Source organism: Streptosporangium sp. NPDC003464, assembly GCF_053588315.1.
The window spans coordinates 1-18,645 of sequence record NZ_JBSFPS010000211.1 but is presented as its reverse complement, the minus strand read 5'-3'; the positions used below and the strand labels follow the sequence as shown (position 1 = coordinate 18,645).

Below are 18,645 nucleotides of genomic sequence, written 5' to 3'. Positions count from 1 at the left end.
CCTCGATCGGCACCTGCGGATCGACCCGGTGCTGGTAGTACAGGTCGATGTGGTCAACCCCGAGCCGGCGCAGTGACGCCTCGCACGCCTGCCGCACGTAGGCGGCGTCGCCGCGGATCCGGGTGGGCTCGCCCAAGCGGTTGGCGAAGCCGAACTTCGTGGCCAGCACCACCTCGTCGCGGCGTCCGGCGACGGCCCGCCCGATCAACTGCTCGTTGTGCCCGGCGCCGTAGAAGTCGGCGGTGTCCAGGAAGGTCACCCCGAGATCGAGGGCGTGGCGCAGCGTCGCGATCGACTGCGCGTCGTCTGCGGTGCCGTAGCCGTGGCTCATGCCCATGCACCCCAGACCCTGCGCGGAGACCGCCAGTCCGCCTAGGTGCCGGGTGGAGATGTCGGTCATGGTGCTGCCTCCCAGGTTCGAAGCCGTCTGCCAACGACGCTAGGTGTTGGAGCGCGCTCTAAGTCAACCGGGCGTGGACGTCATCTCCGGCCCTTCACGACAGCCACCGCACGAGCCCGAACCAGCCTGACGGGCCACCTCACCAGCCCGGCGACAACCTGACCGGCGACTCCGGCAGCCCGGAACCGACGAGATCCCGCCCGGTCAAGCCGATCGGCGGGATCCCGTCAACTCCCTTCACGCCGTCTGGCGAACGGTCCTCTGGTGGAGACAAGGGGATTCGAACCCTCGCCCCTTTCGCTGCCAACGAAGGGCCCTGTGGTGATGGGGCCCTTGAGCGTAGGTGTGATCATGCCGCGAGCGCGTCGTCTATCCGCCGGTTGGCGACCTCAGCGCCCGTCGATGCACTTGGCGTAGACCTTGAGCAGCACGTCCACCTCATGTCCCGCTCGCTCGGCCGCCTTGGGGCCGCCACACCGGCGTTGAGCCAGAGCGACACGGCCGCGTGCCGCAGATCGTACGGCCGTGCCGTCAGAGCCGAGGCGACCTGTTCCTTCGGAGGCGTCCATGCTTTCACCTTGTCGATGGGGTTGGAGGTCAATTCCTCCAGGTCTACGGCGTACTGAAGTGCGTTGTAGAAGACCGACCGCTTACGCGCGATCGTGGTGGCCGCAGCGGCCCCGCCGTCGAGCCGGAGTGTCAGCGCGTCAAGCGGCGGCGCGGCGCGCCGCCGTACCCCGGCCCTCCGCCCGCCCGCCGTCCGGGCGTGTGGCCTGGGGCCAGTCCCGGACGGCGGGACACCGGGCCGGCCGCCGCACACCCGCCGCGCCGTACTGATCTGACGGTCCGGCCAAGATTGCCGCGCCGCCGCCCACAACTCACGCTGAGCACACCAGCACTCTGCGTCAGCGCCCGACTGCCCGACCGAGAAACGGTTTGCCGGAGCAGCGGTTCCGGCTCCAGGATCACTGCATGAGTGATGAACTGGCCGGATTAGACGACCTCGTCATCCAGGGCCAAAGGATCAGAGGCATCAAGCTCATCAAGGACACCTTCGGATGCACCCTTCATGAAGCCCTCGACTTCTACGTAGACCGGTATCGCGAGCTGCGCCAGATGCGTCCCGACGACTTCACCGAGAGTCATGAGGAGTACTGGGAGAGCTTCCACTCCTGATAAACCCAGGCCTCCGGCGGGGGTACTCCGGCTCCGGGATGATCAGCCATGCGGGGTACGCGCGTCGCGCGTCAGAATGAACCATGTCGCGGCTCAGTGAGGATGAAGCGATGCTCTGGGGGCGCCTGGAGACTCCTGGGTGACGCTCTGGGGCATCCGGCCTGGTCTGCCACCGAGCAAATCGCCTGGCTCGGATCGGACATGCACCCTGACTTCACCATGGCCATGGACATGGGCAATCCGGTTTCCACGTCGAAGCCCTCACCTCGCTTGGCCGCCTGCCGGAGATCCGACAGGAAATTCTCAGCGAGAGCCCTCGTTCGCAGGGTCTTGGACTTCCGACGACCGCCGACCTTCAAGGCGGCGGCGCGGCGCGCCGCCGTACGAGGACCGCACCGCCACCTACAGGTTTCTTCGAGCCGCCGGCTCGCTACTTGCCTGACGTCATTGCGGCCCACACCACGGTCACTGCGCAAATCCCCACTACGGCGAACCACAGGGCCATGGGGAGATGCCCGATGACCTCCATCCCCCAGCCGAGCGGCCTGGCTCCGTACCGGCCCGACCGAACCGCCGACACGAAAGTCCCGGAGATCGCATACAGCCCTGTCAGGGCAATGGACAGCCGGAGCGCCGAAGACACCACCATGCGCTTACGCAGCCCATCGGCTGCTTTCCCCGGAAAGGACTTGGGATACTCATGCCTGCGCGCTTTGGCCAACCCCCGCACACCGGCTCCTAGGTAGAGCGCTGCGGCAAGAGCACCGACGACGATGAACACCCCGTCAAGCACCTCACGTACGGTGCCACCCGCCCAGAAGGTCACCGTGAGGACCTTAAGCGCCAGCGCCAGCACCATCAGGACGGACGCCATCCTGGACCACATCGGGATCTTGGTCACGCAGTGATTATCGAGCTGGCACGTTCTCAAGAGAAGCCCCGCAGCCCTGCCCATCCGGCTCGGAGCCGCCGGGAACCGATGACGTCACATCGCCGCAACCGGTACTGCCCTCACGATCGCCTGGCGGTGGCTGATCTTCGTACGGGGTCGGGGGCGATCGGTGGGCCGGGGTTTCGTGCCTCAGCCCCGGCCCACCGGGAGCCTGGTTGCTGTCTTGCTCGCTTCTCTGAGTGGTCCGCCGAGTTCCAAGACACCGTCGCCGCGCCGGTGCCTCGACGCGTTGCCGAAAGGCTCACCTTGCAGGTACGGGGGCGGGCTTCCCGGCGGATCACCACCACGAGTATGGGCGAGGAGAGTGGCAGCGTCGAGCCGGTTTCCAGAGCCGTTCCGGGAGCCGACCTGGGAGCCAACGGGCCGGACGACCTTGCACCGAGCTGGACTGATACGTACAGGCGGCTCGTGTGCGGCCTGCGTGGCGAACGCGCCCGAACGCCTTCGAACATCGCTTGGGGCCTACGGATCAGAAGGGGCGAGGCCGTGCCACTCGATCCAGATGCGCAGTCGACGGAGGATCTCGCGCAAGTGAGCGTCGTCGGCGAGTCCGGGAGGCGCCCATGGTTCAGTCCTGAGCTCGCTCTCGGCATCGAGTTCGGCCCAGATGTCCTCGAACGAGTCCCTGATGCTCAGTCCGCGGGGGTCGGCTGCCTCGAACAGGCCGCGAAGGTCTTCGGCCAGCTTGGGCAGGGGGATCTCATCGGAGTCGTACAGGTCGATGCGCTCGACCATTCGGCCGATGAGCACACGCTGGTAGTCCTCCATGGCATCACCTTCTCGATCTCCCCGTCATTATGCAGACGGCTGGCCGGCATGGGACATACGCAGGATGATCTTTATTACGGGAGTACGGAGGAGGTGCTTCCGCCCGGGCAGGAGGCCCTGCTGCCGTCCGGAACGCAGTTCTCTTGAAACCGCCAGGGCTGGTGACAGTCCTCGTGGGTTCGGATCCCCCGCTCTCCGCCGGGCCTCAGAAACGGCGTCTGACCATGGATTTCCCTCGGACCAGGCGCCGTTGACCGCTTCCGGGCCGCGCAGCCGTACGCCGCTGTGAGGATCCTCTGCCGGCGTTCGCGGCATATACGCGGAATGATGTTGGGTCGTGTTTCCCCGGCCGGGCCTGGGGAATCCGCTCGGGGAGTGGCGGGAGGACAGCAGTGGAGGATGTGGACTGGGCACGGATACCTGGCCCGCGTTGGTATCTCCCTGAGAACGCCCAAGCGGCGACGGAGGCACTGGCCCGGTCCGTAGCCGCTCAGGAGGCCGCCCGCGCGCTCGTGGATCTCCGGTACGCGGTCACGAACGATCACGCCGGAACTCTCTACCCGGCCGCCGTTCCCGCGACGGGCGTGTTCCTGAGGGCGATTGGTGAACGGACAGGACCACCCCGGCAGGAGGCACTGAACGCGCTGCTGGACTGGTGGGGATGTTTCCATCCCGAACCGGGCTTCGAGACCTATGCGGATCCGCTGAATGGGCCCGCCGGCCTCATCGAAGGGATCGCGAGGCGCGTCCGCGACGCCACGGACGTGCTCCACCGTGCCGCTGACGATCCGTCCGGAGGAGGTGGACATCGTCCCGGAGTGAAACTGTTGCTGGCCAAGCTCAACGGAGGCTGGGGCGTGGGAGTCGGCTGATGCCGGGAAGCTGGGTATGGAGAGCAGCGCAGAGGTGCAGAGGTACAGCAGAAGCAGAGGTACAGCATTCCACCGTACGTGTGTGGCCGTGCGGCCACGAGTGCAGCCAAGAGGGCGAACGGCGCCGGAACCGAGCGAATGCTCACGGACATCGCACCCGCAGGCCAGAGCCTCAGATCTTGGCCGGATCGACTTCCTCCGGTCCGCAGGTCCAGGGTCCGTGGTCCGCAGGTCCAGGGGCCGGGTCCGGGTCCCAAAACCTCAGCCCGTCACAGTGGAGTCCTGAAAGGCCTCCGACATCTCACCGAGTTGATCACTGGCCCGTGGGTGTCAGGACGCCCATCTTCCGAGAACGTTTGACGGTGATGCTCCGTTTGACCAGGATCACTGTGCCGACGAGTAGGGCGACTCCTCCCGAAAGCACGGCGAGCATTGCTATGACGGATTCGCCGTCCGGATCGCCGACACCGGAAGGTCCGCCACGGAGCCATCGTGTCGTGGCTATCGCCTGTGTCATGACCAGAGCCCCGAACGCGAAGGTGATCCCTCCCAGGACGAAGCCCGGAGCCGGTGGACGGGGTCGCTTGTTCCAGAAGCTGGCCTTCCAGGCTCCGACCACCAGGGCGATCGGGACGGTGAAGAGTTGGCCGATATCCAGACCCATGAGCGCGGCCAGACGCAGGTGCTCGAATCCGTCGCCCCGTTGGAGCCAGAGGAGAGGAAGCAGCGCGACCCCGCTGAGAAGCCCGATGGCAAGAAAGCGGCTGAACAACATGCTCGACATGATCTCGGACAGTGGAGAGGGTCGGTCAATCGCTGGGGAGAAAAAGTCTTTCAGTGACAGAAAGCCGTGAATCTCACCCGGATTCCAGCAAGCAACCCGGATTCCAGTGAGCAAAAGGCGAGAGCAGTCGGGATAGTGCGGGATGGCCTTCTGCTGCCAAGGGCTGGAAGGATGCTCCCGTCCTGGTACGAGGCCCTGTCCCGCTGACAGCGCAGCGCTCCTGAAAATCGCCGGGCCGGGTGACCGGCCTCGTGGGTTCGGATCCCACGCTCTCCGCCGGGCCTCAGAAACGGCGTCTGACCATGGATTTCCCTTGGATCAGACGCCGTGCCGGATCAGGCGCCGTGCCGGGCGGAGGCCACAGGGGCTCGGGCCCGGGCTGGTCACCGTCGGTCAGGGGCGGCGAGCAGCTGTTCGCAGGCGTCGAGCAGGCGTTGACGCTGTGGCCGTGCCCGCTCGGCGAAGCCCCGCTGCTCGGCGGCGTACTCAGCCCGTCCCTCGGGCGTCTCGATCCGGATGGCCCGATAGCCGAGCGAGCTCAGGTCGTACGGGCTGGCCCGCATGTCCACGGTGCGGATGTCACGGGCCAGCATGAAGCAGTCGGCGACCAGCTCGCTGCTCACCAGGGGCGACAGCTTGTACGCCCACTTGTACAGGTCCATGTTGGCGTGCAGGCAACCCGGCTGCTCCAGCTCCCACTGCTGCTGCCGCGTCGGCTGCAGTGCGTTGAGCGGGCGTGCCTCGGGGGTGAAGAAGCGGAAGGCGTCGAAATGACCGCACCGCACGCCTCGCTGCTCCACGACCTCTGCGATCTCGTCCCCGCCGAGCCGCAGCGGCCAGGCGCCGTGCCGTATCTCCGTGGTCTTGTAGACCATCGCCCACTCGTGCAGGCCGAAGCAGCCCAGATAGGCCGGCCGGGCCGCGGTGGCGGCCAGCAGCCGCGCGATCCACTCGACGGTGGCCCTGCGCCTGTCCATCAGCGCCGCGGTGTCGAGCGTGGCTCCCTCGGGGGTGTCGAGGTAGAAGCGGCCGAAATCGCGCGCCTCCTTCAACACCACCCCGGTGCCCGGATGCCACTGTTGCAGCCGCGTCGGCCGGTGCCCGTAGTAGGTGAACAGGAAGTCCTCGATGGGATGGGCCTCGCCTCGGGCCCTGCGCGCCAAGTGCGGCGCCGTCCATGCCTCGACCCGTTTCCGGTGCGCCTCCGTCCGAGCCCGCCACACCTCCGGCTCCAAAACTTCCATCGCTGAATGGTACGCGCGGTCCGGTGCTGTCCGGTGGGCCGCCCGGACGTCCGCGCCGGGAGGGGGCCGCCCGGGCCAGGCCACCCGCGGGAGACCGGAACCGGGCGGCTCCGCGTGGGTCAGGATCCTGATCAGCCGCAGTGCTCAAGGGGCGAGGTGTACTGCTTGCTGCCGTAATCGCCGCCCCACTGGACGCACTTCCCCGCGGCGGAGATCTTCACCGGGCCGGCGTAGGTCGAGAAGTTACCGGGGTCGGTGACGTATTTCCCGCGCTCGCGCCTGATCACGGCATTGACGCGGACGTTGTTCGGGCTGTCCTTCCAGGTGACCACGCAGTTGGTGCTGCCGTTGTACAGCAGGTAGACAGTGGCTCTGCCCAGGTCGTGCTGGTCGATCACGTGATAGGAGCCGCCGCCGCATGCCGCGATCGGCGACGACGCCGCCATCGCCGGGCTGCCGGTGGTGAGGGATCCGACAAGCGCGGCCGCAGTGGCGAGCGCGAGCGTGGCTCCCCGCTTGAATTTACGCACAGAGATTCTCCTGACTGGTAGCCGCTCGGTGGAGCGGAACCTTCTCCAGCCGCACACCTGCGTGGCTGGTAGGCATCGATGCAGGCACGCCCTTCCGGTGTCGCCATGTCAACAGGACAGCCGGGCGGGGCTGGACCCGTCGCGGCGGCCGTCGAGTCCCACGGCCTCAGGGCGGCGCACGCGATCATCTGCATGTACGTTATACATATCCGTTAGGTAGGCGTCAAGGCTGTGTAAAATCCGGCACCGATCAGTGTGCCGTCAGTGAGTAGCGGCTGTTCGCGCAGGTGAGCCCGCTGATTCCTGTTGCTTGGCACAGGGATCGGCTTGCTTGGCACAGGGGTCGGCGCAGGGAGGCGCCCTCCTCTTGTGGCCTGTCCATCGGGTCTCGGCCATGCCTCTCGCCGCGTCGATCATCGAGGTGGGACCCGGCCCCTGGAGAGGAACGAGCGGTCAGGCCCGAGGAGGCGACGGGGCGGTGCTCAGGTGAGCCCCGGGTTCTGCCGGGAGGCCAGGAAGCGGTCGAATTCGGCCTGCTGCTCGCTGTTGAAGGCACGTCTGGGAAGGAAGGCCACGCACTGCCTGTTCACGAAGAACAGCCAGAACTCGGGGCCGGTCACGACCCGCCCGAACAGGGACCACCGCATCGTGGTGGTGGTCTGGTCGGTCCGGTATTCGTACCCGTCGTCGGTCATCCGGAGAACGGTGGGCACGCAGAGATGGGTGAGCTGCCGCTTGGCGATCCGGCGGAGTGACCAGGCCATTACGGACGGGAAGGTGACCGCTCCGACGAGCATGCCGACTCCCATGCCGACGGCGTCGACCAGGATGCAGACGAGGCCCGACACGGACAGGACCGACGGCAGCACCACATAGGCGACTTTCAGCTGTTGCTTGGAGCCTTGCTGAAGCGCTCGTGCCACTTCGTCAGGAGTAGGTCCGTATTCGACTGTGAAATCCACCGTGCTGCTTCCGTCCGATGTGCTGGTCATCATTCAGGGACCCGTACATCCTCGCAAGATCGCGCCATGGCCGGGACGGCTCGCGAGAGCCGCATGGCGACCGACGGGACGCCTGCCTTCCGGTGCCCCAGCCCGGCGTCGTGTCGCGCGGCCGACGCGGGAAAGCGATCCGGGCTCACGGCGAAGCGTGGGTGACAGTTGACCATCTCACCCGGAGGCACTCGCATGAGGGAGACGGGTATTTGACCGCCGAGACGCGTGAGCAGGTGAGCGAGGCCGAGCTCGTCGACCGGTTCCGGCGGGACCCGGAGCTGTTCACCGCCGTCTACGACCGCTACTTCCGCGACATCTACCTGTACGCGGCCGGACGCCTGGACGTGCAGGTGGGAGAGGACATCGCCGCGGAGACGTTCTGCGTGGCCTTCCGCGACCGTGAACGGTTCGACCCCGGACGCGGCGGCCTGCGGCCCTGGCTGTTCGGCATCGCCACCAACCTGATGGCTCGGCACCGGCGTAAGGAGGCACGTCATTACCGGGCACTGGCCCGCGCGGGGGACGAGCCCGTGGCCGACAGCCACGAGAACCGCGTCCTCAACTCGGTGGCCGCCGAGCGGATGAAGCCGCAGCTCGCCAAGGCTCTCGCCGCGCTGAACCGGGGAGAACGCGACGTCGTCACGCTTGTCTCCCTGGGACAGCTCAGCCACCAGGAGGTGGCCGAGGCGCTCGGCGTCTCCTACGGCACGGTCGGCTCGCGGCTCAGCCGGGCCCGCAAGAAGCTCCACAACGTGATCGATCAGGAGGATCTCCATGGATGACCTGCACGAGGTCGGCGCCCTGCTGGCCAAGCCGGAGCCGTCACGTGACGTGATCGACCGGCGGCGGCACCAGCTGCGGAACGCGATGCGCGGTGCCCCGGTCCGCAGGCGCGGGATCGGCCGGCTCGCAGGCGGTCTGGCGCTGACCGCCGCCGTGGCCGCCGCGGCCGTTGTCATGATCGCCTCGGGTGTCACGGCGCCCACCGCTTCCCCCAGCGGTCCGCCGGCCGCGGCGCAGCGGCTGTCCGCCCGGCAGGTGCTGCTCGTGGCGGCCACGACCGCGGAGCGGACCCCGGAGGGATCCGGCAAGTACTGGCACGTCACGGTGGTGCACAAGGACGACGACGGCAGGGTCTCCGAGCGGCGCCGGCAAGAGTACTGGTTCCAGCGCGACGGCCAGACCTGGCTCAGGGGGCCGGAACTGAAGGGGGGAGGGAAGATCCAGCATTTCACGGGGGCGCAGCCGTTCCGGCTGGGGCCGCTCGAGATGAGCTTCGAGGAGCTCCGGCGGCTGCCGGCCGATCCGGACGCGTTGCGGGCCGCGCTGCGGACCGGGATCGCCGATGGCGTGCAGCGCGGCGACATCAGGACGAGCGCCGGCCGGCTTTCCGCGGAGGAGCAGGACGACTCCGTCTTCGAAGCGCTGACCTCGCTGATCAGCCAGGCGCCGGTCTCGCCGGAGGTCCGTGCCGCGGCCTTCCGGGCGATCGCGTCGCTGCCGGACGTCCAGAGCCTCGGCGCGGTCCAGGGTGGGCACGGCCTGCAGGTCTCCCTGTCGTCAGGGCAGGTCAGACTGGTCGTCGATCCGGAGACCTCATGGGTGCGTGACACGAACTTCTACGTCCCCCAGAGCGGGGGGCAGCTTTTCATCACGGAGGGGACGGCGTCGATCGTCGCCGAGTGGACAGACCACCTGCCCCGGTAGCCCGGGCCGTCGGCCGACCGCCCGGGGGCACCTCCGCTCCGGGACGGCTGCCGGGGAGCGGACGGCTGCCAGGGAGGGAAGGCAGGCGGTCAGCCGGGGCAGCCGATCAGGAGCGGCCGTGACCTGATCATCCGGTCTCAGGCCCGCCGATCCGACGGGTGATCCGGTGGAGGAGGGGAGACAGCCCGTCTCCGACGGGCCCGTGCTGTGGCGGATCGCCCACGTAGTGCGCAGAGAGAAGCCCCGCGGCGCCGAGGTGAGCGATCACCGCGACCTTGACCTCCGAGCGCGGTAGGGATCCGGGCAGCCGGAAGGCGACCACGTCGATCGGGTCGGCTCCGATGCCCGGATACCGGGCCCTCACGCGGCCGATGTCGGGGTCGGGGTCGTGGAGGTGCAGCCAGGTCCTGACCTCAGGGGGAAGGCCGGTGGTCCCCACATAGAGCACGCGGCCTTCCAGCAGCCAGACGTAGACCCAGGACCCGGGATCGGCGAGGTCTCCGTCGCGGATGTGCAGCTCCACCAGGTCGTCTCCCGTAGGACCCGCCAGGTCGTCTCCCGTACGATCCACCGGGCCATCTCCCATACGACCCGCCAGGTCATCTCTCATATGAGGATCTTGCCTCGGGCGGTGGTGACCGGCTACTCCGGATCCCGCACCGCGCGGACCGGAGCCAAGCGCAGCACGCGGACCGGAGCCGGGCGTGCCGGTGCGGACCGGAGCTGGGCGTACGGGGGCGGACCGGAGCCGGGCGTGCCCAAGTGATCACTCGGTGGCGACGGTTCTCCACCCGGGGACGGGGCGACCGGCGGTTCTCCGTCGAGGGGCGGGGTGGCCGGCGGTCCGGGGCCCGTCCCTCGGCTCGCCGTAGGCCGTCACGCCCGTGTCACGTCCACGTCACGCCCGTGTCGTGGCAGGGTCGCATGGCGCTGGTCAGGATGGGACGTGCAGGTCAGGGCCGTCTCGGTGGTCGGATGCCCGCCGTGGCGGCTCCATGGGAAAGGAGGCAGCCATGCATGGCGGGCGACGCCTACTGCTCAACCCGATGCTCCTCGCCGCTCTCGTGATCGGGCCGGCCGGGGGCGCCGTCGTCGCCGGCTCCGCGGAGGGAACGAGGGGAGCGGCGGCCGGCGCCCCGCAGGCGGTGCCGGGCGCGGTCCAGCCCAGCCCCTGTGACAGGGCCTGCCGGCAGGGTTACGGGCGGGGATTCAGCGACGGCTTCAACGACTGCGTGGACGGCAGTAGCTACCGGCACGACTACAACCTCCGCGGCGATACTTGGGACCGCGGCTACGTGGAGGGGTACGGCGACGGTTTCGGTAGTTGCTGAGCCTGGTCGCCGGCGGGCACACGGGAGCCGGTCGACGCCGTCCCGGGGGGAGTGCCGGGCCCGGTGTCGCCGCCGGAAGCTCCCGGTCTCCCCGTGTCGCTAGGGCAGCGGGTCGATCATGATGTGCTGGTCGTACTGGACGAGCTCCGCGCCCCGATCTGTCAGGATCGGCCATTTGGTGCTCTGGGCGCACCAGATGACGTGCCCCGCGGTGACGTCTCGTGAGCCGTCGAGAATCTCCGCGATCTCTCCGACCTTTCCGTGGGTGAAGTCGTCGATCCTCACACCGGGTGTCGTGACGAGCTCGAACAGCTCCACCTGGGTGGATATCGGAGAGATGGACAGGACCGCCGCCAGCCCGGTCGCCGGGATGCATATACCGCCGCCGCGGAAAAGGCACATGGCGGCGATGCTCCGTGAATATTCGGTCTTGGCCACCGCGATGTCGATCAACGCGCTGACGTCGAGCACTCTGCCGGGGAGCATGCTGTCAGGTCCTCCGGCTCCGGCGGATGCCGATCTGGCTCCACTCCGTCTCGGACAGCTGGTCGACCCCGAGGGCGTCGGCCGCCGTGTCGAGGTCTTCCCGGTGCAGGTCCCAGCGGTGCATCAACGTGATGACGTGGGGCCGGTTGCCGATCTCCCGCTGGACGGCGGCATGGATCACATCGGCGATCCTGCTGCCCGTCGACCGCGCTTTACGGGAAAGCGCCTCAAAATCTGCTTTATCCAACTCTATGGTGATAGATGTGTCGGAAGTGGACGGACTGATTTTCTCCTGCCCGTCTCTGGGGCGGAGATGCGCCAGCCACAGGGGAATGGGGTCCGGCTCCTGCATGACGGCATCCTGATCAGTCGATTCCGGTTTGTCCGAACCTGTGCCGCCTCGCCAGGCCGGCAGGGGATGGGCCATGTGTTTGACAGTAGCCGTGAATTCCGGAACCGGCAGCGCCTTTCTGTGACTTTGGTGATCAATCGATATGCCGGTGTACGGATAGATCAATCCGTGTACCGGATGAAACGGATCACCCCGGTGGGGTGACGGGACTGGACGCCGTGGGCCCGGGGACGGAGGCGGCGGGGTCGGACGGGACTGAGGACGGGACTGAGGCGGCGGGGTCGGACGGGGCTGAGGACGGGACTGAGGTGGGGACGCCGGGATCGGACGGGGCAGGAGTCGAGACGCCGGGGTTGGACGGGTCGGGGGCGGTGGTGGGGACGGCGGCGCCGCAGACCCCGGCGGCCCGTCGCTCCTGGGCCAGCTGGTCGGCCCCCTTGGTCTGGTATTCCTGCAACTCCTCCGGCGCGGGCACGTAGCGCCACGAGCCGCTCTCGAAGAGGAAGTCGAAGTCGGTCGTCTCGCTGAGCCGGGTCGCCTGGACCGTGGCGTTGTCGCCGGTGACCGTGACGGTGGTGAGGGTGAACCGGACGTCCGACACGGGCTGCGGGCACAACTGAAAGAGCCGGACGTACTCCTCGCGCGTGATCGCCGCCTGCGCCTGCGTGCTCCACAGGTCCCAGAAGTCGTCGTAGGACCCGCTGGAGTAGGCGTCGAGTCCCACCTGGGCGGCCTGGCGGACCGCGCTCTCCGAATGCTCGGGCCCCCGGGTCACGGAAGGGCTCTTCGGCGCGGGAGCCGGATCCAGCACCGCCATCATGGAGACCACCGTCGCGATGAGCACGCCGACGATCATCATCACGATCACGGCCAGCCCTCGGCCCGTCTCGCCTCGCGGCGGCTGGCCGTACTCCGGCGGATAGCCCACGCGAGGCCTCCGGGGGCTGACAGGGACGGGCTGGCTGACAGGGACGGACGAATGTGATCGTAATGCCCGACGGCCACCGACGGCCATGGTGATCGCCGACCCGTCAGGATCGGGTGCGGTGGCCCGGAGGATCCCGGCAGGCCCCATAATGCGCCCGTGGGTGAATCGATCGGTACGGCCGTCGCCGTCTTCGCCGGGACCAATGTGGACGACATCGTCATCCTGACGGTGCTGTTCCTGGCCTCCCGGGCGGGTGGCGTCCCCCGGCCCTGGCAGATCGTCGCGGGCCAGTACGTCGGCATCGCCATCCTGGTGGCCGTCTCGGCCGTGGCGGCGCTCGGGCTGAGCGTGGTGCCGGACAGGTGGGTCGGGCTGCTCGGGCTGGTGCCGTTCGGCCTGGGGGTGTGGGGCCTGATCAGGAAGGGCGACGGCGACGGGGCGGCGCCGGTCGCCTCCGGCGTGGTCTCGATCGCCGGGGTGACGGTCGCCAACGGCGCCGACAACATCTCGGTCTACACCCCGATGTTCCGCACGATCGGCCTGGCGTCCAGTCTCGTCACGGTCGCGGTGTTCGCCGTCCTGGTCGCGGTCTGGTGCGCGGCGGCCTCCTGGCTCGGCTCGCACAAGAAGATCATCACGTTGGTCGAGCGGTCGGGGAGATGGCTCGTCCCGGTGGTCTTCATGGTGATCGGCGCGGTCATCGTGGCGGAGTCGGCCTTTAGGTAAAGATGGGCGATTCGTCCGAATTTACGACACCCCAAATGGGGATTTACTTCGCATGCGTGAACATTTTAGGTTCTACCGGCACCGGTGGTTCAAAGTGTGGATCGCCACAGCGGCACTGTCGGCCGCGCTCATCACCATGACCGAGGCCGTCGGCAACCGCGCGGTCATGCCCGCGGCGTTCTTCTACGGGGCGGCGGCCGGACCGGTCGGCCTCCTGGTCGCCATCCACGACCGGACCGGGATCGGCACCAGTGTCCCGGGCGTCACGCTGGTGGGGATGTTCCTGTTCGGCGGGGGAGCCGCCCTCCTGCTCGGCGGATACTTCAACGCCCTGCTCATCCCCGACAAGCACGGCCCCTCGATCCTGCAGGTCGGATGGATCGAGGAGTCGGCCAAATCCGTCCCCCTCCTCATGGTCGCGATCACCGGCCGCTACCTGAACAAGGCCGCGGGGGTGGCGCTGGGCCTGTCCTGCGCCACCGGCTTCGCGATCATGGAGTCGATGTCCTACGCCTGGAGGAGCGTCGACGCCACCGGCGCGGTCAACGCCGGCATGGTGCTGTTCATGCGCGGTCTCGCCACCCCCTTCAGCCATCTCGCCTGGACCGGCCTGATCTGCGCGGTCGCCTTCGGGGCCTGGCAGCTCAGGGGACGGATCGTGATCACGCTCTCCGTCGCCGGCGCCTTCGTGGCGGCAGCCGTACTGCACTCGCTCAACGACGGCCTGCTCATGCTCGACATCCCCGGCCCGGCCCGGCTGCTGTTCCTCCTCGTCGCCGGGGTGAGCTACTGGCTGTTCCACCGGGCCACCCGCGACCTGACCGTGGCGCCGTCCCCGGTTCCGGCGCCGTCCCGCGCCTGACCTCCGTCGAGGCGGTGCCCGGGCCGTCGGGAGCGTCCGGACGCCGCGAGAGTTACGGCCTGCCCGCGGGAAACGGCCTGCCCACAGGAAACGGCCTGCCTGCGGGAACTACGGCCCACCCGCGGGGCCTGTCGGGAGGCGCCGCCTACTCGTAGGGCTCGTCCGGGGTGTCGATCCTCATGAGATCCGTGCCGGACAGCTGCGGGTAGACGACCCCGTTGGGCATCGTGCCGAACGTCTGCGGGATCCAGGTGCCGGTCACCTCGACCCAGGTGTCCGGGGGCGGCGACTGGATCCCCCTGACCGCGACCTTCAGCGGGAACGCGTCCGCGGCGCAGCAGGCGATCTGCATGCGGGTGACGTACCACTGGCCCTTCTTCTTCGAAGGGACGACGAAGCCGGTCAGCTTCACCGTGCGGCCGGTGAGGGACTTGCTGTCGTCGTCCCAGGCCCGGCCGATGAACTCGCCGATCGGCATGTCCACCGGGCCGTCGCCGCGCAGCGGGGTGAAGGCGCTGAGGGCCTGGTCACGCGGCGGCGGTGTCTCGGACCGGGCGGCGGCGAACGAGCCCAGGGCGGGCGGCGCGACCAGGAAGATCGCGAACACCGGCAGGCACATCAGCCAGGCGACCCGGGGACCGCCGTGCGTGTGGCCGTGCTCCGGCGGATGGCCCTGGGCACGGCTGCGGGCACCGTCCGGTGAGCGGTCCTGAGCACCGCCGTGCGCGTGGGCCTCGGGGAAGCCCTTCCTCGACCGTGACGCCTGGACCAGGCCGGTGAGGCCGAGGACCAGCAGCACCACCCCGGCGCCGATCAGGAACGGCCGGAAACCGGGCTTGACGTAGTTCATATACGTGGTGGAGAAGGCCGAGATCCGCAGCACGGCGCAGCCGAGCAGGGTGAGGACCAGGTTCTGGGTCACGCGGTTCACAGCAGCAGCCATCCGGAGAGGGCGCTCACCAGGACGGCGAGCGCGAAGGTCAGCGGGACGAATCTGAGCGCGAACGCCCTGCCGAACGTGCCGACCTGCAGCGCGATGAGCTTCAGGTCCACCATCGGCCCGACCACCAGGAAGGCCAGCTTCGCGGTCGGCGAGAACGCGGTCATCGAGGCCGCCACGAACGCGTCGGCCTCCGAGCAGATCGACAGCAGCACCGCCAGCAGCGCCATGACCAGGACGGCCAGCCACGGCACCTCGGCCAGCGCGGTCAGCCACTCGCGGGGGACCGTGACGTTGAGCGTGGCGGCGGCCAGACCGCCGACGATGAGGAACCCGCCGGCGTGCAGCAGGTCATGCCGCATCGCCTCGCCGAACCGCGCCCACCTGGGGCCGTCCCCGTGCGGGCGGGAGGGGATCGGCAGCCACTCGCTCCGGCCGAACCGCAGCCAGAGCCAGCCGACCAGGACCGCCACGGCCAGCGACGCCCCGAACCTGCACACGACCATCATCGGCTGTCCGGGGAAGGCGACCGCGGTCGCGACCAGCACGATCGGGTTGATCGCGGGTGAGGCGAGCAGGAAGGCCAGCGCGGCCGCCGGGGTCACCCCCCGGGCCATCAGGCCCGACGCCACCGGGACGGAGGCGCACTCGCAGCCGGGCAGCACCGCGCCAGCCACTCCCGCGACGGGCACGGCGACGGCCGGACGCCTGGGCAGTGCCCTGGTCCAGAACGACGCCGGGACGAACGCGGTGATCGCGGCGGACAGGGCCACGCCGAAGACCAGGAACGGCAGCGCCTGCACGCAGATCGCCACGAAGATCGTGGCCCACGTCTGGAGCGCCGGCGCCGTCAGATGAGGGGCGAGCGTGAAGCGCCCCACGACCAGCAGGACGACGACGAGCGCGAAGCCCCACGGCAGCGAGCGGCTCGGCGCGGTGCCGCGCCCCCAGGAGTCCGGGGGGATCGACCCGTCGTCATCGGTCCAGTGACCCCGTGGCTCGGTTCGAAGCTCGGACATGCGCCATATCGTGGCAGATCTCTGCGATGTTCCACGTGGAACATCTACAGACGGGACAGCAGCCACCTGGGTCCGGTCACCGCGGCCCCCAGGGCCGTGACCCGCTCGCGCAGGCCCCGGTCGGCGGTGACGACCAGGACGTGCTCCCAGGGCTGGGCGTCCCGTACGGCCTGCACGACGGTGTCGTCGCCGGCCCCGGGGGCGGCGACGACGGAGACGCCGGGGAGCGGCGAGACGTCGCGGGCGGCGCCCTCGACGACCATGACGACGCGGGGGAACCACCGCTCCAGGGCCGGCAGGTCACCGGGGAGGTCGCGCAGGCCGCCGGAGGAGAGGGCGCTCACCTCGGCGACCAGCTTGGCGGCGGCTCCGGCGCGGTCCCTCCACCATCCGTGCTCGGACCGGGCACCCACGATGTTGGCGACGTCGAGGACGATCACCATGGGGCTGAGCGCCTGGCTGATCATGGGCCAGGTCTCGGCGAAACCGGGGTGCAGCTCCTTGGCGGCGATCTCCTCGGGAGTGAGCCAGAGCAGGTCGACGCTCTCACCGTTGGCCGGGGCCGCGTCCAGCAGGTCGGCGGCCTGGGCGATCACGGTCGAGAAGGACCAGCCGCTGTGGTCGTCGAGGTAGACCCCCTGGACCCGGAGGCCGTCGCCGGTCAGGGCCGCCTCCTCCCCGGCCTCGCGCAGCGCGCCCGTTATGGCGTCCTCGTGGCTGTCGAGGGCACCACCGGGCAGGCCCCAGGTGCCGCCGTGGTGGCTCCAGACGGCACGCTCCTGCATCAGGACGCGCGGTGTCCCGGCGGTGTCGTGGTGGACGGCGAGCAGGCCGGAGGCGCCGTACACACCCCAGTGCCGATGCCCGCGATCGCAGTGAGCCCATCCATCGCCGTCTCTGGCCGCCATGGATCAATGATGCACCAAGAGGTATCGCCCTCCGAGGTGTGGGCCGTACCAATAAGAATTGATATGTCGGACTTCATGGCCGACCGAAGATCTCCGCCGGGCGCATCAACGGGGCCCGCCAATGGCGGAGTGGATGCCGGTAGCTCTACTTATATGGCTTGATATCCCCATGTCATGATCCGCATACTGGCCCAGCTCCCCCCGGTTGAAGGGCCCCATGAATCCGAGCGCGTTCTCCGTGCCCGTCCGCCCGCTGCGCCCGATCCGCGCGCTCGCGACGGTCGCCGTAACCCTGGTCGCGTCGGTCTCGGTCCTGTCCGCCGGCGTTTCGGTGGCGCAGCTCCTCCACGGATCGCTGACGCGGATCCTCTTCGGCGGGGACTGGCCGCTGTTCGGCGGCTGGCTGTGGCAGGCGGTCCACGGGTGGCAGATCCTGCGCGCGCTCCTCTACCTCCCGGCGGGGATCGCCTTCATGTGCTGGCTGTTCCGCGCCCGCGCCAACGCGTACGCGATCTCTCCCGGGGTCCTCCACGTCTACGCCGCGCCGTACCTGGTGCTCGGCTGGATCCTCCCCGTCGTCAACCTGTTCGTCCCCAAGGGGCTCCTCGACGACATCTGGGCCACCTCCCAGCCCGGCGGCCTGCGCCCGGGCAGCGACCTCTTCAGGATCCGTCGCCCGGGCCTGATCTGGGCGTGGTGGCTGACCTGGCTGCTGTCGGCGGCCACCGACGGGGTGTCCGTGGGCCTGGCGTACTCGGAGGCGGACGGCCTGAAGACCGCCGCCCTGGCGGCCGGCGTCGTGCTGCCGATCGTCGCGGGCCTGCTCGCCATCCGGGTCGTCCTGACGATCACCGATCTCCAGGAGACCGCCCGCGCCGGCCGCCGGCCCGTGCCGGCACCACCCTCCGAAGGGGTCAGGGGGCTCGGAGGCGGCGGCCGTGCGACCTACCTCGGGCGCGTCACCCTTGTCGTGCGTGACTACGAGGAGGCCATCGCCTTCTACGTCGGCGTCCTCGGCTTCGAGCTCGTGGAGGACACGGCCCGGGGCGACGGCGGGCGCCGGGTGGCCGTCCGCCCGCGGGGCTCGCGGGAGACGGCGCTGCTGCTCGTGCGCGCCGGCACCGCCGGACAGGAGGACCGGGCCGGCGGCGGGGTGGGGCTGTCCCTGCACACCGACGACTTCGCCGGCGACTACGAGCGGATGCTGTCGGAGGGGGTCACCTTCGAGGAGGCCCCGCGGCGCGGGCCCCACGGCACGGTCGCCGCCTTCCGGGACCCGTACGGCAACCGCTGGGAGCTGTTCCAGCCCGGCGCCGGCACCTCACCGACGTACGGCTGGGCCACGCCGATGTGAGGCGGCCGTCCGCGGGGCGCGTCGGGGCGGGCCCATGGCCGGGACGGCGGGATCCGCCGAGCCGGGAACCCCACGGCGGAGCGGGGCCGGGAGGAGCCTCCCGAATCTCAGCCGCCGCCCTTGCTGAAGTGCTGGTAGTCCTTGATGCCCGACCAGTAGCCGCCCCACTCCCAGTCGACCCTCTCGAAGGCCCGGACCACCCGGTCACCGGGATTGATCACGCCGGGCGCGTCGATAGGGCGCCTGGCGAACTTGCGGGCGTTCTTGTGCGCCACCGAGCCGTCGGAGGACAGGTAGGGGTTCTCCCGGGG

25 protein-coding genes are annotated in these 18,645 nt (G+C 69.3%); 9 read left to right on the top strand and 16 right to left on the bottom strand.

The features are described from left to right. Together ACWDS7_RS34930 and ACWDS7_RS34925 are read right to left on the bottom strand one after the other, a co-directional pair. The coding region (locus ACWDS7_RS34930; RefSeq protein ID WP_451932730.1) for an aldo/keto reductase at positions 1-400 on the bottom strand (400 nt) is incomplete at its 3' end. A gap of 389 nt (positions 401-789) precedes the next feature. Continuing rightward, positions 790-969 carry a hypothetical protein gene (locus tag ACWDS7_RS34925; protein WP_451932729.1) on the bottom strand — a complete coding sequence of 60 codons (180 nt, stop codon included), beginning with the start codon at positions 967-969 and terminating at the stop codon, positions 790-792. Between the two features lie 403 nt (positions 970-1,372). Between ACWDS7_RS34925 and ACWDS7_RS34920 the strand changes: the two genes are divergently transcribed. Continuing rightward, positions 1,373-1,576, top strand: a complete 204-nt coding sequence (locus ACWDS7_RS34920) for a hypothetical protein (protein ID WP_451932728.1) — start codon at positions 1,373-1,375, stop codon at positions 1,574-1,576. Between the two features lie 430 nt (positions 1,577-2,006). Here the strand turns inward: ACWDS7_RS34920 and ACWDS7_RS34915 are convergent, their stop codons facing one another. Both ACWDS7_RS34915 and ACWDS7_RS34910 read right to left on the bottom strand, forming a co-directional pair. Further along, a complete protein-coding gene (locus tag ACWDS7_RS34915; protein WP_451932727.1) occupies positions 2,007-2,477 on the bottom strand; it encodes a hypothetical protein in 471 nt (156 codons plus the stop codon). A 513-nt stretch (positions 2,478-2,990) separates the two neighbouring features. Then, positions 2,991-3,296, bottom strand: coding sequence for a hypothetical protein (locus tag ACWDS7_RS34910; RefSeq protein WP_451932726.1), 306 nt, complete (start codon positions 3,294-3,296; stop codon positions 2,991-2,993). A 392-nt stretch (positions 3,297-3,688) separates the two neighbouring features. On the opposite strand from ACWDS7_RS34910, the gene ACWDS7_RS34905 reads away from it, so the two are divergent. Then, complete coding sequence (locus ACWDS7_RS34905; RefSeq protein ID WP_451932725.1) at positions 3,689-4,168, top strand: hypothetical protein; 480 nt, start codon at positions 3,689-3,691, stop codon at positions 4,166-4,168. 313 nt (positions 4,169-4,481) lie between these two features. On the opposite strand, the gene ACWDS7_RS34900 is transcribed toward ACWDS7_RS34905, so the two are convergent. From ACWDS7_RS34900 to ACWDS7_RS34885, 4 genes are all read right to left on the bottom strand, one after another. Next, positions 4,482-4,943 (bottom strand): hypothetical protein, encoded by a 462-nt coding sequence (locus ACWDS7_RS34900; protein ID WP_451932724.1) that lies wholly within the window; start codon positions 4,941-4,943, stop codon positions 4,482-4,484. A gap of 392 nt (positions 4,944-5,335) precedes the next feature. Then, positions 5,336-6,196 carry a 3-methyladenine DNA glycosylase gene (locus tag ACWDS7_RS34895; protein WP_451932723.1) on the bottom strand — a complete coding sequence of 287 codons (861 nt, stop codon included), beginning with the start codon at positions 6,194-6,196 and terminating at the stop codon, positions 5,336-5,338. Positions 6,197-6,327: 131 nt separating this feature from the next. Further along, positions 6,328-6,726: a spore-associated protein A gene (locus ACWDS7_RS34890; RefSeq protein WP_451932722.1), complete on the bottom strand. Its 399-nt coding sequence runs from the start codon at positions 6,724-6,726 to the stop codon at positions 6,328-6,330. Positions 6,727-7,208: 482 nt separating this feature from the next. Continuing rightward, positions 7,209-7,649: a YcxB family protein gene (locus tag ACWDS7_RS34885; RefSeq protein ID WP_451932721.1), complete on the bottom strand. Its 441-nt coding sequence runs from the start codon at positions 7,647-7,649 to the stop codon at positions 7,209-7,211. A gap of 281 nt (positions 7,650-7,930) precedes the next feature. Between ACWDS7_RS34885 and ACWDS7_RS34880 the strand changes: the two genes are divergently transcribed. Both ACWDS7_RS34880 and ACWDS7_RS34875 read left to right on the top strand, forming a co-directional pair. Then, positions 7,931-8,503, top strand: coding sequence for an RNA polymerase sigma factor (locus ACWDS7_RS34880; protein WP_306861902.1), 573 nt, complete (start codon positions 7,931-7,933; stop codon positions 8,501-8,503). Next, on the top strand, positions 8,496-9,428 hold the full coding sequence (locus ACWDS7_RS34875; RefSeq protein ID WP_451932720.1) for a CU044_5270 family protein: 933 nt from the start codon (positions 8,496-8,498) through the stop codon (positions 9,426-9,428). Before ACWDS7_RS34880 ends, ACWDS7_RS34875 begins: the two co-directional genes overlap by 8 nt. 127 nt (positions 9,429-9,555) lie before the next feature. On the opposite strand, the gene ACWDS7_RS34870 is transcribed toward ACWDS7_RS34875, so the two are convergent. Next, positions 9,556-9,999 carry a hypothetical protein gene (locus tag ACWDS7_RS34870; protein WP_306861905.1) on the bottom strand — a complete coding sequence of 148 codons (444 nt, stop codon included), beginning with the start codon at positions 9,997-9,999 and terminating at the stop codon, positions 9,556-9,558. A gap of 39 nt (positions 10,000-10,038) precedes the next feature. On the opposite strand from ACWDS7_RS34870, the gene ACWDS7_RS34865 reads away from it, so the two are divergent. Together ACWDS7_RS34865 and ACWDS7_RS34860 are read left to right on the top strand one after the other, a co-directional pair. Continuing rightward, on the top strand, positions 10,039-10,194 hold the full coding sequence (locus ACWDS7_RS34865) for a hypothetical protein (protein WP_451932719.1): 156 nt from the start codon (positions 10,039-10,041) through the stop codon (positions 10,192-10,194). A gap of 247 nt (positions 10,195-10,441) precedes the next feature. After that, positions 10,442-10,759, top strand: a complete 318-nt coding sequence (locus ACWDS7_RS34860; protein ID WP_451932718.1) for a hypothetical protein — start codon at positions 10,442-10,444, stop codon at positions 10,757-10,759. Positions 10,760-10,858: 99 nt separating this feature from the next. Here ACWDS7_RS34860 and ACWDS7_RS34855 read toward each other — a convergent pair whose 3' ends face one another. The 3 genes from ACWDS7_RS34855 to ACWDS7_RS34845 all read right to left on the bottom strand — a co-directional run bounded on the left by ACWDS7_RS34855 (position 10,859) and on the right by ACWDS7_RS34845 (position 12,525). After that, positions 10,859-11,245, bottom strand: a complete 387-nt coding sequence (locus tag ACWDS7_RS34855; RefSeq protein ID WP_451932717.1) for a hypothetical protein — start codon at positions 11,243-11,245, stop codon at positions 10,859-10,861. A gap of 4 nt (positions 11,246-11,249) precedes the next feature. Next, positions 11,250-11,672, bottom strand: coding sequence for a hypothetical protein (locus ACWDS7_RS34850; protein WP_451932716.1), 423 nt, complete (start codon positions 11,670-11,672; stop codon positions 11,250-11,252). A gap of 112 nt (positions 11,673-11,784) precedes the next feature. Beyond that, a complete protein-coding gene (locus ACWDS7_RS34845) occupies positions 11,785-12,525 on the bottom strand; it encodes a hypothetical protein (protein WP_451932715.1) in 741 nt (246 codons plus the stop codon). Positions 12,526-12,681: 156 nt separating this feature from the next. Between ACWDS7_RS34845 and ACWDS7_RS34840 the strand changes: the two genes are divergently transcribed. Then, positions 12,682-13,251, top strand: a complete 570-nt coding sequence (locus tag ACWDS7_RS34840; protein ID WP_451932714.1) for a cadmium resistance transporter — start codon at positions 12,682-12,684, stop codon at positions 13,249-13,251. A 52-nt stretch (positions 13,252-13,303) separates the two neighbouring features. Continuing rightward, a complete protein-coding gene (locus ACWDS7_RS34835) occupies positions 13,304-14,113 on the top strand; it encodes a PrsW family glutamic-type intramembrane protease (RefSeq protein ID WP_451932713.1) in 810 nt (269 codons plus the stop codon). 145 nt (positions 14,114-14,258) lie between these two features. On the opposite strand, the gene ACWDS7_RS34830 is transcribed toward ACWDS7_RS34835, so the two are convergent. Genes ACWDS7_RS34830 through ACWDS7_RS34820 form a run of 3 tightly spaced genes read right to left on the bottom strand, consistent with a single transcriptional unit; the run spans position 14,259 to position 16,980 of the window. Further along, a complete protein-coding gene (locus ACWDS7_RS34830) occupies positions 14,259-15,035 on the bottom strand; it encodes a TIGR03943 family putative permease subunit (RefSeq protein WP_451932712.1) in 777 nt (258 codons plus the stop codon). A 5-nt stretch (positions 15,036-15,040) separates the two neighbouring features. Then, positions 15,041-16,072, bottom strand: coding sequence for a permease (locus ACWDS7_RS34825; protein ID WP_451932711.1), 1,032 nt, complete (start codon positions 16,070-16,072; stop codon positions 15,041-15,043). Between the two features lie 44 nt (positions 16,073-16,116). After that, positions 16,117-16,980, bottom strand: coding sequence for an NUDIX hydrolase (locus ACWDS7_RS34820; RefSeq protein WP_451932710.1), 864 nt, complete (start codon positions 16,978-16,980; stop codon positions 16,117-16,119). A 217-nt stretch (positions 16,981-17,197) separates the two neighbouring features. Between ACWDS7_RS34820 and ACWDS7_RS34815 the strand changes: the two genes are divergently transcribed. Next, positions 17,198-18,334 carry a DUF4328 domain-containing protein gene (locus ACWDS7_RS34815; RefSeq protein WP_451932709.1) on the top strand — a complete coding sequence of 379 codons (1,137 nt, stop codon included), beginning with the start codon at positions 17,198-17,200 and terminating at the stop codon, positions 18,332-18,334. Positions 18,335-18,441: 107 nt separating this feature from the next. Here the strand turns inward: ACWDS7_RS34815 and ACWDS7_RS34810 are convergent. Then, the coding region (locus ACWDS7_RS34810; RefSeq protein WP_451932708.1) for a M15 family metallopeptidase at positions 18,442-18,645 on the bottom strand (204 nt) is incomplete at its 5' end.